The following is a 14809-nucleotide window of genomic DNA, read 5'->3' as shown; positions in this document are numbered from 1 at the left end:
AAGCAACCTGAATCAAAGTCCCCCAAAATTGGGGAGCCAGTGCGGTCTTGGGGTCTCCCCAAGTAGAGCAACTGGCGTGGATTTAGGAGGCATTGCAGGATTTATGCAAGAGGACTATTCCTTAGGAAATTTGGGTACCTTTCTACAAATAGTGGTTTTCTCCAAAGTTTTTTACATAACCTACTAGATGTAGTGTATTTTGGATGAGTCTCTAGAACCAACGTCACCAAAAGCCCGTGAATCATCTTCAGGAGTGGGGCAATAGCTGTGTCGATGACCAGCTAACCCACCTCAACGTTACCCCTTTAGAAGGTCAAAATACCTACGAGTATCTGCTGTATGCCGATACCCTCCCTAGACGCAATGATGGTCGAGTTAAGGGTCACATCCTTGAACGCTATCAACACATTGAACAGGGAGGCTGGTGGTGTTCGGGAATTGACATACTTACTGGAACTGATGACTTGTGGGGCTGTTTCAAGCCGAGTCAGCCGCGTCACAGTGCTGACTCCAGAAAGCTGATTAAGTATGAACATCCTCCCCTAGCGCCAACAGGACTCTTTGCTCTGCGGGTTCCCCTGCATCTCTGGCAACAGATCGCAGCTCGCTATTCTCTCACAGTGCCACCAGACGCGATCGCTTCTGAGCAACCTGACCAAGGTTTCTGGCAGTGGCTTGTCGATCACCCAGAAATTCCCTTGTGTATCACTGAGGGAGCGAAAAAAGCTGGAGCTTTACTGACTGCAGGTTATGCTGCGATCGCATTACCTGGTGTATGTAGCGGATATCGAGTGCCACGAGACGAACAAGGAAAACGCATCGGTAAGTCTCGCCTTATCCCTCCGTTAGAGAAACTAGCAACCCAAGGTAGAGCCATTTACCTCACCTTCGATCAAGACTCAAAACCCACAACGATCAAAGCTGTGAACACCGCTATCCGACAACTGGGATACTTGTTCACTCAGCAGGGAAGTCCTGTCAAAATCATCACCTGGAACCCCGACTTAGGGAAAGGGGTAGATGACCTGATTGCCACTCATGGTAAAACCGTATTTGAAGAAGCCTATACCTCAGCACCCACTCTCGATACTTGGAAAGCCCAATCCTTAACAAGGCTGACCTATCCTGCCGATTTGCGGGTGAAGCGCCGCTATCTTGGCGAACTTCCGATTCCAGATACAGCCAAACTGATTGCGATTAAATCCCCCAAAGGCACAGGCAAGACTCAGTTATTAGAAGGTGTTGTCAAAGAAGCCTTAGCGCGAAAGCAATGGATTTTAGTGATTGGTCATCGGATACGACTAGTGGAGGCACTCTGCCAACGCTTTGGGTTGAACTACATTACCGAAGTCAAAGACGACCCTAGTGGTGCTTTACTTGGCTATGGTCTTTGTCTTGACTCGCTTCATCCCACCTCTCAAGCTCGTTTCGATGCTATCAACTGGTCGGATGGAGTTGTAATTATTGATGAAGTTGAACAAGTTCTCTGGCATGGGTTGGACTCTAGTACCTGTAGTAGCAATCGGGTGCCTATCCTCAAGTCGTTGAAGACCCTGATGCAGAATGTTTTGGGGGGTGAGGGTCAAGTCTTCGTTGCAGATGCTGACTTGAGTGATGTCTCAATTGATTACTTGGTTTCTCTCTCAGGAGTCCAGCCTGAACTATTTATCATTAACAACGACTGGAAACCCGACGCGCATGAATCCTGGCGAGTACACAGCTATCCAGAAAGCACACCTCAAAGACTCGTTCAAGACCTGGAAAAGCATATTGCCCTTGGAGGGAAACCGTTTGTTTGCCTTTGTGCCCAGAAGCTTAAGAGCCAGTGGGGAACCTGTACCTTGGAGGCTTACCTCAAACAGAAATTCCCAAAATTAAGGATACTGCGAATTGATTCAGAATCCTTATCGGAACCGACTCATCCTGCTTACGGCTGCATGACTTCCCTCGATGAGGTTTTGGCTAACTATGATGTTGTGCTAGCCAGTCCTGCAATTGAAACAGGAGTAAGCATTGATATCCGAGGACACTTTACCTCCGTCTGGGGAATTGCCCAAGGGGTTCAAAGTGAGAATTCAGTGCGTCAAGCCTTAGGACGCATCCGCGAAAATTTGCCCCGGTTCATTTGGGTGGCACCCTATGGCTTTAATCAAGTTGGCAATGGCTCCACCTCAATTCCATCGTTACTCACATCCGGTCAGAGTCTGACACAGTTGAATGTCCGGTTGCTCCAGCAATCCGATTTTGATGCACTCGACGATATTGAAACAAGCTTTCAGGCGGAATCGCTACTTTGCTGGGCGAAGATGGCTGTCCGGCATAATGCCTCAATGACTCAGTATCGAGAGTCGGTACTGGCAGCACTGAAAGCTGAAGGTCATCAAGTCATCAAACCCCCCCCCGTTGATTTTACTATTGAGAATACTGTTGATGATTCGTCAGCTCCTAGTTCCCAATCCCCAGCACAGGATGCTCAAGCCGAAACGAATTCGTTAACAGCAATTATTGCTGCTGTGAGAGACCAAAATTATCAAGCCGAGTGTGATGCGATCGCACAAAGCGAAGACCTCAGCGAAAATGAATATCAAACTTTGCAAAGACGCTTGGTGAAAACAACAGCACAACGACGAGCAAAGCGGAAGCACGATTTAAAGCGACGCTATGGTATTCCAGTTACAGCTCAACTGGTTGCTCAGGATGACGCAGGCTGGTATCTAAAGCTACAACTTCACTACTTTCTGACCGTAGGACGGGAATATCTTGCTCAACGGGATGCCGCCTGTGCCCAAATGCTGATTGAGCTTGGGGATGGCAGCATCTTTCTTCCTGACTTCAACCGTTCTCAACTTGGATCATCTGTTGGTACGATGGAACTTTTAGGTGTCCCGGTATTGCTGCAATCGGGACGAGAGTTGAGAAGTACTGATGAAGACTTGAGGGCAATGGCAGCGTTGGCACTTTCTAACCGTGCTGCACTCAAGACGACCTTGGGTATTGGACTTGCTAAGAATGCGGCACCCATCACGATTGTCAGACGTTTATTGGAGAAAGTTGGCTACGGACTTCGATGTGTTGGTCGTACTCGTCAAGCATCTTGCAAAAAAGCTGCTCCCACAAAAGGAATTTCTCAAAGTCGAGTGAGGGTTTATCAGGTCATTAACCCTGATGATGGTCGTTTTGAGGTCTTCAAGTATTGGTTAGCAATGGATGGAAAGCTCTCTGGGATGGAGACTAATTGGCAAGATTCTAGCTCTAGTCTGATTGACAACACAAACCTAGCCGTGGAATCAGAGGAAGTTGAATATGTCCAACTTTGTCTCCTTTAATGCTTAATATAAGCGTGGTTTCAAGGAATTCATGCCACGTAACAAACCAGTAACTGAAGAAGCGATCGCGTCGCAACCTGATAGTGTTGGAGTTGCTTTAGTCGTCATCTCTGCCACAGGATTCGGCACACTCGGAATTCTGGCAAAGCTTGCCTATGCAGAAGGATTAGATCTACCCAGTACTCTTGCTTGGCGCTTTCTCGGTGCAGCAGTCGTATTTTGGGCTTGGCTAGTTTGGCGGGGTAACTGGCGTTTAGAGAAGCGCTTAGCTATCTTGGCAACACTACTGGGTGCCATAGGCTACGCCATCCAAGCCAGCCTTTTCTTTGCCGCCCTCACTTATGCTGGTGCTGGTGTTACTGCCTTGTTACTCTACACGTATCCCGCCTTTGTCACTCTTCTTGCTTGGATAACAGAAGGAGAGCGTCCAGGACGGAATCGCCAGATTGCCCTTAGTCTTGCTCTTGTTGGCTGTCTGCTTACTGCTGATTTGAGTGGAGCAACAGTAAAGCCAATTGGTCTACTGTTAGGGGTTGCCTCTGGGGGATGGTATGCACTCTATCTTACTTTTGGGGCACGTCTAGTGCGATCGGTTTCCCCAGTAACAACCAGTGCCTATCTTTCCTTGGGCGCTGCCTTTTCTTTTCTTGCAACTGCATTCTCAGGAGATGGACTAATTTTTCCTAAGACTCCGGTTGCAGTGGGAACGGTAGGCGGATTGATACTCATCGCCACGGTGCTACCAATTGTGACTTTATTTGCAGGTATCCGCCGATTAGGAACAGCTCAAACTGCAATTTTATCGACGATTGAACCTGTCGTAACTGTGTTGCTCGGAATCCTTTTTTTGGGAGAGGAACTTGTAGCTAGACAAATCCTGGGTGGTTTATTAGTCGTGAGTTCTGTCGTCTTACTCCAAGCCTTTCCCCAGGAATAGTGCCAATTTATTATTTAATTTACCAAAACTGAAAAACACAAGAAATATCTTTTTGTCCTGCCCTCTTGCACTCATCAAATCTCGACACGCCACAGCCTACAAAAACGAGAAGGATAACGGCAGTAATTAAAAACAAAGTGCCTTCAGAACTGTTCATTAATTGTGACCTTATCAATTCGATCTATACCGCAGTATAGCTTAGCTTTTTTTGCTGTTATGAGGCTAGCAGAGAGAATACAGCCCTTGTTAAGGTTGCTAAATACGGTTTGTCCCTAGTTCTTAAGGCAATTAGGAACGTGCTACAAGCTCCACTTAGGGAACCTGTAACGGCAGCGATCGCTACTGTAGTCCAGGACGAACGAAGGAGAAAAGCGATTAGATTCATGAAATCTGATCAAGGAGGTTGGCTATAGTTATGGTTATACTACATTTAAACTACAAGGCGATGAAGGTCTGAAGTGGAGGGTGCAAGTCTTCCGAACTATGGCAATGTTCCTTTCATAGTCTCAGCCTTCCGTCACATCCGTGCGATCGCATATACACAGATAATATTGCCCGTTTTCTCCCACTTTACTTCCTTCTCCAATGTCATACCAATTTTTTCCGCAACTCTTCGGGATGGCATATTGTTTGGGTTAATCAAGGATATAAGCCGAGTAAAGTTAAGGCTCGTAAATCCATAATTACGGCAAGCTAATGCTGCCTCCGTTGCCAAGCCTTGCCCCCAATATTTCCTCAAAAATAAGTAGCCAATCTCAATCTCCGTTTTGCCATCAACGTGCTGAACAACTAAGCCACATTGTCCAGCAAACCCATTTAAATCTTTAAGAATCGCTGCCCATAACCCAATACCATATTTTTGATAACTTTCTAAATTCCTACGAATTCACTCCTCTGTCTCTTCCCGACTCTTGGTATTGGGATAATATTGCATTGCTATAAAATCTGAGAAGATTCCAAGCAAGTTATCTACATCATCTCTAGTTAATTGCCGAATAAACATTCGTTTGGTTTCCAAAAGGTTCAAAGCAAAACTCCTATTTTAGGAAAAATAGTTTTGATAGAGTTTCTAACTACATTCCAATCTTGTATAGCTTCGGGGTAGGTTTGGGTATCTTGCTTGTTCTTCTAAAGATTGTCGTAGTCTTTGTGCGATCGCCCTTTTTGTTGCATATCCTAAAATATGAGCAATCCCCTGCTATGAGTAGCTTGTATGAGCCAGACTACAGATGAACGACTACGCTGGACTACAGCCGACTTGGAACTCTTGCCAGATAACGGGAACCGTTATGAGATTATTGATGGAGAGTTATTAGTGACCAGATCACCACATTGGAAACATCAAGAAGCTTGTGGCAGGCTCTTTGCTGCCCTTGATGGATGGTCACAGTCTACTGGTTTAGGACGAACCGCAATTAATCCAGGGATTATTTTTTCAGATGCTGATAATGTTATCCCTGATGTGGTTTGGGCTAGTAATGAACGCCTCGCTGTCCTGTTAGATGATGCAGGGCATCTAACCGCCGCGCCAGAGTTAATTGTTGAGGTGCTATCTCCTGGCGGTGAGAATGAACGGCGAGATCGAGTGGCGAAGCTCAAACTTTACTCAGCACGGGGAGTACAGGAGTACTGGATTATTGATTGGCAAACGCAACAAATTGAGGTTTATCGACGGGAACAAGCGAGTTTAAGGCTGATTGCAACGCTGTTTAGTAATGATGAGCTGACTTGTCCTCTGCTACCTGGTTTTGTTTGCACTGTGGCGCGACTGTTTGCTTAGAAGGCAAGCGATCGCTTTTATGGGGCAGGGCGGGCAAATCCCACCCTACTGAATTACGACTCAAAATTTACATGCTCTTTTGCAATAAATTCTTGGCAATTACCTCTTGATCGTCTTCACTCAATTTATCCCAATCTAGTCCTCGCTTAGCACTCACGGCACGCAACTGCTGTTCTTTTTCCCGTTCTAACTTATCTTCCATCCGCGCATCTATGTCCGGGTTAATGGCGTGCAATACGGCGTACTTATCCTCTTGTGGCAATTGCTTGACCAACTCAATTACCTGCCCAACTGTTAATTTCAACATCGGCATGACTATCACCTCGGCAGTTTATTAAATGTCATAAGACCGATTTACAGTAACACAAGCGCAAGGTGATGTATTGTAGTTTCGCTCAGCTATAGCGGAGCAAGATATTTCTCATATAACTTTCAAAGTGGTTGTAGACGATGCTGTGTGACAAATTCAAATTTCACTATTCGTTCAGTGGTCATAGAGATAAGCCACTGATTCTTTTTTTGCATGGCTTTATGGGTGACAGCAATGAATTTAATGAAGTCATATCGTTGTTGTCTGAAAAATTTTGTTGCCTTGCCGTTGACCTACCTGGTCATGGAAGAACTAAGGTTATAGGTGACAATGGGTACTACTCGATGCAAAATACTGCTCATGGCTTAATTAACTTACTTGACAATTTAAACATTGAAATTTGCTCTTTGATTGGTTATTCGATGGGGGGACGACTGGCTCTCTACTTGAATCTTCATTTCCCACAACGCTTCTCTAGGGTTGTGCTTGAATCTGCCTCTCCTGGTTTAAAAACTAAACGGGATCAAGCTGAACGAATTCAGCGAGATTTAGAACTAGCGCATCAATTAGAGATAATTGATTTTCCCGTATTTTTATTGAAGTGGTATAGTCAACCACTTTTTGCGTCTTTGAATAAACACTCAAATTTTAATGTTATGTTGGAAAAACGCTTACAAAATAATCCTTTGGAATTAGCCAAATCACTTCGCGGCTTAAGTACAGGACAGCAACCTTCTTTATGGGATAAACTAAAAAATAACCAAAATCACTTACTGCTGTTAGTTGGAGAGTATGATGAAAAATTTAGAGCCATAAATTCCGAAATGGTAAGATTATGTGAATCAGCCCAACTGAAAATAATTAGTAACTGCGGTCATAATATTCACTTTGAAAATCCAAAAGAATTTGCTCTAAATCTCCAAAGTTTTTTAAGTTAATTTAACAAAAGTTAACATTTTTAATCTAGCCAACTAAAGCGATGTATAGGTATATCCAAACTTGAACACCAAAAGCGATCGCACCCCACCACATTGATGCGATCGCCTTCCGCAAGTTCGTGTATCAGTAGCCATAATTACCAATTTCTCATGGCATCGACCAACAACTCGTCCAGATCAGGAAAATTAGGCGTATAGCAGCTTATCTTTCTATTTCTCCTTCTCTACACGCTCTTTGGGCAAGACACGGGTTACGACCTTTGGCAGAATAGTGTAGAGGCTTATTTATGTTCGATACTGGGTTAATTGCCAGACATACTCCATGACCATTATTACTTCTCAAGAAATTGCTCAGTTTCGCTCTGAATTAGCAAACAACCCTGATGCCATGAAAGCTCTCGACACGATTGAGGATTGTGAGGGGAATTTGGAAGATGCAGCGATCGCATTAGCAATCCGGGCTGGACAGCAACCACAGCGAGACAATGCTGAGTGGTTAGATGCCTTAGCTCGGAAATGCCGTGCGGTGATTTGTCAAAAAGAATTTCGGGAAGACTTGCTTAATGGGTCATTTGCACCTGTTGTTGCCTATTTAGGTGCAACACCTCTACTTCCTGGAATCCTCGCTACACCAGTGCTGATGTATGTCATGAGGCAAGGCGTAGACAATTTTTGTGAGCCACTGGAGTCTCGACTCTAACTATGGCATTAGCCGATCTGGGTGATGGGGTTGTGATGGATCGCGAGAGGTTTGCCAAGGGACGCAAAGCTATCAACAGATTTTAGAGATCAGTAGAAGTTCCTGTAGCATTCAATAATCAGACCGCATTGCTAGACCAGATTGGGGGTCAAATAGATGAATTTTGTCTACGGCTATTGATAGCCAAAGTGCATCACCGATTTTGACAACTTGATCAGGTGGAATTCGGACTTGTAGAGTAGACGATTCAGCCAAAGTAACGGATAGATAAGTATCGTTGCCCAGTGCTTCGACAAGGTCAACTTGCACTGGTATATTTTTGGGCGCAGGAACGCCAACACTTAGATGTTCTGGACGAATGCCGAGAGTTAGAGAGAGTCCATCATATTTTTGTAATACTGAACTCCAGACTTCTGGGAGCGTAAGGCGGAATTGGGAGTGCTGAATTAAAAGGGGTGCTTTAACCTGCACGGTGAGAAAGTTCATCGGTGGTGAACCAATGAACTCGGCAACGAACTTGTTGGCGGGTTGGTTATACAGTTCGAGTGGGGGAGCAAGTTGTTGGATTTGACCTTGGTTCATGACAGCAATGCGATCGCCCATTGTCATCGCCTCGGTTTGGTCATGGGTGACGTAGATTGTTGTTGTACCGAGTTGCCGTTGAAGTTTGACAATTTGGGTACGAGTTTCTGCTCGAAGTTTGGCATCTAGGTTGGAGAGTGGTTCATCCATCAAAAAGACTTGGGGATTCCGGGAAATCGCCCGTCCTAAAGCAACCCGTTGCTTTTGTCCTCCCGACAGTTGTTTCGGTAGTCGGTTCAGCAGTGGCTCGATTTGCAGTAACTGAGCAACAGTGCGAACTTGTTCATCAACTGCTTTTTCTTTATCAGAGAGATAGCGTAGTCCCTTAGGAAGCGATCGCGTCAAGGCGACCAATGCATCCTCCGTCCAACCAGGAACCTGCTTTGGTGTCTGTTCTTCCCCACTCCCGACTCCCAACTCCCCATTCCCTAATTTTGTACGTCGCAGTCCAAATGCGATGTTGTCATACACACTCAAGTGAGGGTAGAGGGCGTAGTTCTGAAACACCATAGCAATGTCTCGTTCTTTGGGTGCTAAGTCATTTACTAAGCGATCGCCCACCCAAATGTTGCCGCCAGTTGCTTCTTCTAGCCCTGCAATTAAGCGTAGTAAGGTACTTTTCCCACAGCCAGAAGGCCCAACCAGCACCATAAACTCCCCATCTTGCACTGACAGGTTAATGCGCCGCAGGACACTGACACTGCCTGTGGGCGAAGGTGTCTCTCTCACTGCAACGAGTCCCTCATCGCTTGGTGTCAATAACGGTTCTGCTGTTACTGGTGCGATAGTTCGCTCTCCCTTGCGACCAGGAAAGCTTTTATAAACGTTTTCGAGAATAACCTGAGCCACGGTGTTTGTAACGGATGGGATAATCCACCTATTTCGGTGATTTAGTTTGCTGAAGTACGCTCACGCAGCAAAGTGAGTAGCAACAAGCGCCTAACTCTATCGTACTTTGACAATAAAGTTGATTTTGATCGAAATCATACCTTGGGAAGATAAATATTTATTTCCCTGCCACTCAATCCTGGGCTGAAACAAGTGGTGTTAGGAGTCTTGCCTTGGCTAAACTCTATCCAAACTCTTGTATTTCCTCCTTAGGAGTTCTACAAGATTGAAGCCTATAAAAAGCCGTCCTAGAAAGATGGGGTTTTAGACCCACTAATTTTCGGTAATTCGACCTTTAAGATTTGGCAATCTTGTTCACCCTCTTGACAAGTCATAGTCATAACGAATACGTTTAAAGTTGATTAATCAAGGAGCCATATTCATGTTGCCCAATCGCGAAGGACAAAAAGTTCCCAATGTTACCTTTCGTACTCGCCAGAACAACGAGTGGGTGAATCTCACTACAGATGAACTATTTAATGGGAAGACAGTGATTGTCTTCTCCTTACCAGGTGCGTTTACTCCAACCTGTTCATCAACCCACTTACCGGGTTACAACGAGTTAGCTAAGGTCTTTAAAGAAAACGGCGTTGATGAGATAGTTTGTATTTCCGTCAATGATGCCTTTGTGATGAACGAATGGGCAAAAGACCAAGAGTCAGAACATGTTACTTTGATTCCCGATGGCAATGGCGAATTCACTGATGGCATGGGAATGTTGGTGGATAAAGCTGAACTAGGGTTTGGTAAACGGTCATGGCGCTACTCCATGCTGGTCAAGGATGGCGTAATTGACAAGATGTTCATTGAACCAGAAAAGCCAGGTGACCCGTTTGAGGTGTCTGACGCCCAGACAATGCTCAACTATATCAACCCTGAGGCAACAAAACCCAAATTAGTTTCCCTGTTTACAAAAGTAGGTTGTCCATTCTGCGCTCGTGCCAAGACGATGCTAAAGGAGAATGGTATAGATTATGAAGAAATTGTCCTAGGTAAAGAGGTGACTACTCGCTCATTGCGGGCAGTCTCAGGTGGAACAACAGTTCCCCAAGTCTTTGTTGATGGTAAATTAATTGGCGATTCCGAAGCACTCGCCGCTTATCTTGGTGCTAGCTAGTACCAGTTCGTACAAAAGAGGTAGAGGGGTTAGGTGTTAGGGAAAAAACCTAAACTAATCCCTCAGTGACTTCTCGCCTTACTTGAGTGATGCCTCAGTACCTCTTAATAACTCATTCTGCAACTGTAACCGGATGATTAGCTGACCATCAGATGAGAAGGAGTCACACGCCACAACAACTCTAGTCCAGAGGCTGGCATCGTTAGATACAAAACATCGCCAACATGTAGACAAGTTTCCAGAACATCCCATCCGTGGAGCGTCTGGCTGTTAGTTTCTATGTAAAGTGGTACAAAGTCAGCATCCATTGCCGCCTCTTTAACCAAGCGTCCGCAGAAGGGATGTCCCGGTGTAATCAGCGTAGCCAATGCCACCCAAAGCGTATCGCCAGTCATCCCATTTCCCAAAATGCGTCCACCTAATGCCGCTGCCGCAAAGGACGGCGTTGCTAGTTCTATTGGACTCAGCACTACCTCAAAGTTAAAAACCTGTTGCACAGTACAAGCAAGCTGTGGGTCTTGGTTACGCACCACTACGGGCAATTTTGGAACTAGGGCTTTTGCACTTAGAGCAATTTCGACATTCGACATGTCGTCACTTGTTACCGTTAACAGGGCTTCACAGGCATGAATGTTAGCGGCTTTTAGGGTTGTAGATAAACTGGCATCACCAAGAATCACGGGTACGCCCCAAGAACGAACCGTGCGGAGAAAGCGGTTGTTGGCATCGCGCTCAATCACGACCACTTCATGACCATGATTATGGAGTTGATTGACAATCTGAACACCAATGCCACCTAAGCCACAGACGATGTAGTGATGGCGGCTGGGAACACGCGCAGCATCCCAAAACTGATTAAAGCGGGTTCCTAAAACAAAATCATTGAGTAGGGCGTAGCAAATTCCAATCACCCCAGCACCCACCAACATCATTACCGCTGTAAAAATCTTGATGCCGTCGGGGGCTTTTTCTGCCACTTGTTCTTGACCACCTGCACCCGTAATCATCCCAACGGAAAAGTAGAGAGCATCGACAACTGTAATGTTTTCGTCAACACAAATGTAGATAGCTGTGGCCAAAAAAATCATTAGCAACAGAGCAAAACTCACCACTAGTACGGGTTGAGCGTGCTTGTGAAACTCTCGCAGGTTGGTAAGAACTTTGAAAAATTTACGCAGCCAGGATTGACGACGGCTATGGACTTTGGGCTGGGTGCCAATAATTAGGCGATCGCCTCGTTGTAACCGTTGCCCTTCAGCAACAGCAGATACTAAATCGACCTGACCCTTTACCGGGAGGTAGTAAATTAACATTCGCGATCGATCATCCCAGAGGTTACTTAACGGGCGTCCAATCCAGGGATGATTGTCATGAATGTATTCTTCATAAATTGGCCATGTTTGATTAAATAGCCGCAGTTGTCCAATAGCTTGATTTCCCAGTGCCGCAAAAACAAACACAGGTGCTGCCAGAGCAGCAACACTCAGGCTGACATGATCAGGAAGCGTCTGATCAAGGCGATCGCCTAAACTACTATTAAACAATCGGTTAACAATACGAATCCGAGGATTAATTACTCGCGCCTGAGTCAGAATTGCCAGATTTAGTCCATCATCATCGTTAGAGAGAATCAGGATTTGAGCCTCCTCAATCCCTGCTCGCCGTAGAGTAGAGGCTACGCGCAAATCTCCAATTACGACACTATCCCCTTCATTCGATAGAAGTCTATCACTGATGCCAACAACAGCCGCTCCCTGTTGCTTCAGTAAGCTGAAAATTTTATATCCAGTGCGTCCCAATCCACAGACAATGATACGGGGTTTCATGAATTAGCTTTGTGTCAAAGCAGATGACTGCTACGCAAGTATCCAACTCCCTATTGTTATCTAGAGTACATACAAGGACTGTAGCTGAAGACACCACTGCTATAGGAAAAAGCTCAATTCACATTTTGTTTCTAAGTAGCAGGCACAACGATTGCTGGTTGATGTGAGTTCAACAGCGCAACCTCTTGCCCATAGATAAACTCACTGTAGTCAGCAATATTGTCGAGTCCAAGTAGGTTCAGCATGATTTCAGCCGCTAACCAAATTGTTGTTTTTACAAGTACTTTCTTCCAATATAATTTCATTTTGTCCTACCTCCTGGATGAGTGGTGGAGGCTTCTGTGTCTTCGGTCAAACCTCTCTTACTTAACTGTTCAGGACAGATGCTGCCTTTTACGCAGCCTTAGAACGGATATCAGGAATATCGGTGAAAACCTAATTTTGTATTGGGGAAAGGCGCATTGCGTGCGTCCGTACCGCGTGTTGAAGTGCGTAAGTCCTGTCTTATAGCAGAAAGCCGTCAGCTATCAGCTTTTTGTTTTCCTTGCACGCTCTCGTGTTTCACACACCTTGCTGTACCTCATCCACATGAGCACCGCTATATCCCTCTTCTGTCACTCTCCGAAAACTTTTGCCATTGCTGAAGTCTAGAACTAACCTATGGTAGGCGATCGCAGACTTTTTCCTTCATAGAAATTGATCAGAGTAGGGAAATTGCCAAAATTAGATGGGCAAACGCTGTATTCCCTAATATACCTCCTTTGTAGAAAATATTAATAATAGGAAAAACCGGAGAGTGACAGAAGAGGGATATTGCGTTTTTAGGTATCTTGTTTTCAATCTGGGTTAAGAATAAGGATATATAGCAGTTCTCAGTTAAATGAGGTGCAGTTAAAGGCTACTAGTTAGCCAAACAAAAAAGCTGATGGCTGATAGCTGATAGCTTTCTGCTATATCGCCATTTTCTGTAAAAGATACTTCTTTTGATATGAACTACCACGTTATTTACGACGGCAATTGCAATCTTTGTGTCACTCTAGTACAGCTACTCGAAAACCTGGATCAGGGACGAATCTTTGATTACATCCCAATGCAGGATGAAGAAACATTGAAGACTTTTTGTGTAACATCCCAAGACTGCGAGATGGGGATGATTTTAATTGATGCAAAATTCCCAGAGCGTCGGTGGCAAGGCAGTGATGCGGCAGAGGAGATTGGGCAGTTGTTGCCAGTTGGGAATATGTTTATCTCAGCTTACCGAGCTATGCCTGGAGTGAAATGGGTTGGCGATCACGCTTATGAGCAAATGCGCGATAATCGCTACAGTTGGTTTGGTAAGCGGTCTAGTACTTATAAATCAGCTTATCCGGTAGGTTGTGCTACTACATCCAGTTCCCATTAGTTGAATGTTGAGTGTTGGGGAAGCAGGGGGAGAGAAAGTTAGTTTGAATACAACTTGACATCAGGCTCAAAAGGCGATCGCATTTCCCCAAAATCTCACTTTTTGAGCGCCTTTCTTACCAACTCAGGAATCTGAGACGGACGTTCTGCCACTGGTACTTTCGCTTTCTTGAACGCAGCAACTTTGTGTTGAGCGGTACTGGCATTAGTCACTGGCCCTGATAGCTGAGCGGCAAGGATAGCACTGGCATTACCGACTTGTTTATCTACAGGTGTATATCGTCCAGCAACGTAGGCAACTACGGGTTTATCAACGGCTTCGGCAATATATTGAGCGGTTGCTTCTTCACTCCCGCCCCCTGTCTGATCCACTAAAACAATCGCTTCTGTATTTTCATCTGTTGCCAAAACCTGAAGCCACTGGAGAAAAGAAGAACCAACAATGACATCACTACCTAAATTCACTGCTATTGACTGTCCTAGTCCTGCCTGAGTCAGTGTCAGCGCAATTTCATAACTAAGGGTAGCCGCACGAGTGATCACCCCTACTGAGCCAGGTGTGTAAAATTCACTCTCTTGAGTACCCAACAAAAGTTTTCCTGGCACAATAATCCCAGAACTGCTAGGACCAATGACCAGAGTGTCAGTAAATTGTGCTTTCTGCAACAGACGAACTATATCTAGAGGCGGAATGCCACTCGTGACAAGAACAATTTGCCCAATTCCAGCGTCTATGGCTTCTAAGGCTGCATCAAGGGCATTGTAGGGTTCTACAAAAATAACCGTTGCATCCACAGACCCAGCATAGTTACACGCCTCCTCAACTAGGTCAAACACGGGAAGATCATGTAATTCTTGCCCTCCCTGACCTGCGCTAACCCCTGCCACCACATTCGTGCCATAGGCTTTCATTCGTGCAGCGTGGTAGGAGCCAAGTGGTTGTGTAATGCCCTGTACCAGGACTTTGCTGTCTGGTGTCAAGTTCATAATTGCTGGATGTGCGT

General features: G+C 45.3%; 13 protein-coding genes. 7 read left to right on the top strand and 6 right to left on the bottom strand.

Features of this window, described 5'->3' with window-relative positions; translation table 11 throughout:
- Positions 1-236 precede the first annotated feature (236 nt).
- Positions 237-3326 (top strand): plasmid replication protein, CyRepA1 family, encoded by a 3090-nt coding sequence (locus H6F98_RS18360; RefSeq protein WP_192220142.1) that lies wholly within the window; start codon positions 237-239, stop codon positions 3324-3326.
- Between the two features lie 31 nt (positions 3327-3357).
- Complete coding sequence (locus H6F98_RS18355; protein ID WP_192220141.1) at positions 3358-4263, top strand: DMT family transporter; 906 nt, start codon at positions 3358-3360, stop codon at positions 4261-4263.
- Between the two features lie 517 nt (positions 4264-4780).
- Here the strand turns inward: H6F98_RS18355 and H6F98_RS34145 are convergent.
- Positions 4781-5149 (bottom strand): GNAT family N-acetyltransferase, encoded by a 369-nt coding sequence (locus tag H6F98_RS34145; protein ID WP_396812507.1) that lies wholly within the window; start codon positions 5147-5149, stop codon positions 4781-4783.
- A gap of 327 nt (positions 5150-5476) precedes the next feature.
- Between H6F98_RS34145 and H6F98_RS18345 the strand changes: the two genes are divergently transcribed.
- Positions 5477-6043 (top strand): Uma2 family endonuclease, encoded by a 567-nt coding sequence (locus tag H6F98_RS18345; protein WP_192220140.1) that lies wholly within the window; start codon positions 5477-5479, stop codon positions 6041-6043.
- A 67-nt stretch (positions 6044-6110) separates the two neighbouring features.
- On the opposite strand, the gene H6F98_RS18340 is transcribed toward H6F98_RS18345, so the two are convergent.
- Positions 6111-6356, bottom strand: a complete 246-nt coding sequence (locus tag H6F98_RS18340) for a hypothetical protein (RefSeq protein WP_192220139.1) — start codon at positions 6354-6356, stop codon at positions 6111-6113.
- A 137-nt stretch (positions 6357-6493) separates the two neighbouring features.
- Here H6F98_RS18340 and menH point away from each other — a divergent pair, with 137 nt between their 5' ends.
- The gene (gene menH, locus H6F98_RS18335) at positions 6494-7291 is read left to right on the top strand and encodes a 2-succinyl-6-hydroxy-2,4-cyclohexadiene-1-carboxylate synthase (protein WP_192220138.1); all 798 of its coding nucleotides are present in this window, start codon (positions 6494-6496) and stop codon (positions 7289-7291) included.
- Positions 7292-7613: 322 nt separating this feature from the next.
- Positions 7614-7991 carry a hypothetical protein gene (locus H6F98_RS18330; protein ID WP_192220137.1) on the top strand — a complete coding sequence of 126 codons (378 nt, stop codon included), beginning with the start codon at positions 7614-7616 and terminating at the stop codon, positions 7989-7991.
- Positions 7992-8102: 111 nt separating this feature from the next.
- Here H6F98_RS18330 and H6F98_RS18325 read toward each other — a convergent pair whose 3' ends face one another.
- Complete coding sequence (locus H6F98_RS18325; protein ID WP_192220136.1) at positions 8103-9422, bottom strand: ATP-binding cassette domain-containing protein; 1320 nt, start codon at positions 9420-9422, stop codon at positions 8103-8105.
- 421 nt (positions 9423-9843) lie between these two features.
- On the opposite strand from H6F98_RS18325, the gene H6F98_RS18320 reads away from it, so the two are divergent.
- The gene (locus H6F98_RS18320; RefSeq protein WP_192220135.1) at positions 9844-10578 is read left to right on the top strand and encodes a glutathione peroxidase; all 735 of its coding nucleotides are present in this window, start codon (positions 9844-9846) and stop codon (positions 10576-10578) included.
- 137 nt (positions 10579-10715) lie between these two features.
- On the opposite strand, the gene H6F98_RS18315 is transcribed toward H6F98_RS18320, so the two are convergent.
- Both H6F98_RS18315 and H6F98_RS18310 read right to left on the bottom strand, forming a co-directional pair.
- The gene (locus tag H6F98_RS18315; RefSeq protein WP_192220134.1) at positions 10716-12404 is read right to left on the bottom strand and encodes a TrkA family potassium uptake protein; all 1689 of its coding nucleotides are present in this window, start codon (positions 12402-12404) and stop codon (positions 10716-10718) included.
- A gap of 131 nt (positions 12405-12535) precedes the next feature.
- Complete coding sequence (locus H6F98_RS18310; RefSeq protein ID WP_192220133.1) at positions 12536-12709, bottom strand: hypothetical protein; 174 nt, start codon at positions 12707-12709, stop codon at positions 12536-12538.
- A gap of 683 nt (positions 12710-13392) precedes the next feature.
- Between H6F98_RS18310 and H6F98_RS18305 the strand changes: the two genes are divergently transcribed.
- The gene (locus tag H6F98_RS18305; protein WP_192220132.1) at positions 13393-13806 is read left to right on the top strand and encodes a thiol-disulfide oxidoreductase DCC family protein; all 414 of its coding nucleotides are present in this window, start codon (positions 13393-13395) and stop codon (positions 13804-13806) included.
- Positions 13807-13901: 95 nt separating this feature from the next.
- On the opposite strand, the gene H6F98_RS18300 is transcribed toward H6F98_RS18305, so the two are convergent.
- Positions 13902-14792 carry a CoA-binding protein gene (locus H6F98_RS18300; protein ID WP_192220233.1) on the bottom strand — a complete coding sequence of 297 codons (891 nt, stop codon included), beginning with the start codon at positions 14790-14792 and terminating at the stop codon, positions 13902-13904.
- Positions 14793-14809 lie beyond the last annotated feature (17 nt).

The sequence above is a fragment of the Microcoleus sp. FACHB-SPT15 genome, assembly GCF_014849525.1.
Lineage (GTDB): Bacteria > Cyanobacteriota > Cyanobacteriia > Cyanobacteriales > Coleofasciculaceae > Symplocastrum > Symplocastrum torsivum.
This window is presented reverse-complemented; position numbering and strand designations above follow the sequence as displayed.

Bases quoted from the DNA above. Each gene is read 5' to 3' on its own strand.
- H6F98_RS18340 (WP_192220139.1), bottom strand. From the start codon at position 6,356: ATGCCGATGTTGAAATTAACAGTTGGGCAGGTAATTGAGTTGGTCAAG.
- H6F98_RS18300 (WP_192220233.1), bottom strand. From the start codon at position 14,792: ATGAACTTGACACCAGACAGCAAAGTCCTGGTACAGGGCATTACACAA.
- menH (WP_192220138.1), top strand. From the start codon at position 6,494: ATGCTGTGTGACAAATTCAAATTTCACTATTCGTTCAGTGGTCATAGA.
- H6F98_RS18305 (WP_192220132.1), top strand. From the start codon at position 13,393: ATGAACTACCACGTTATTTACGACGGCAATTGCAATCTTTGTGTCACT.
- H6F98_RS18345 (WP_192220140.1), top strand. From the start codon at position 5,477: ATGAGCCAGACTACAGATGAACGACTACGCTGGACTACAGCCGACTTG.
- H6F98_RS18310 (WP_192220133.1), bottom strand. From the start codon at position 12,709: ATGAAATTATATTGGAAGAAAGTACTTGTAAAAACAACAATTTGGTTA.
- H6F98_RS18315 (WP_192220134.1), bottom strand. From the start codon at position 12,404: ATGAAACCCCGTATCATTGTCTGTGGATTGGGACGCACTGGATATAAA.
- H6F98_RS18330 (WP_192220137.1), top strand. From the start codon at position 7,614: ATGACCATTATTACTTCTCAAGAAATTGCTCAGTTTCGCTCTGAATTA.
- H6F98_RS18355 (WP_192220141.1), top strand. From the start codon at position 3,358: ATGCCACGTAACAAACCAGTAACTGAAGAAGCGATCGCGTCGCAACCT.
- H6F98_RS18320 (WP_192220135.1), top strand. From the start codon at position 9,844: ATGTTGCCCAATCGCGAAGGACAAAAAGTTCCCAATGTTACCTTTCGT.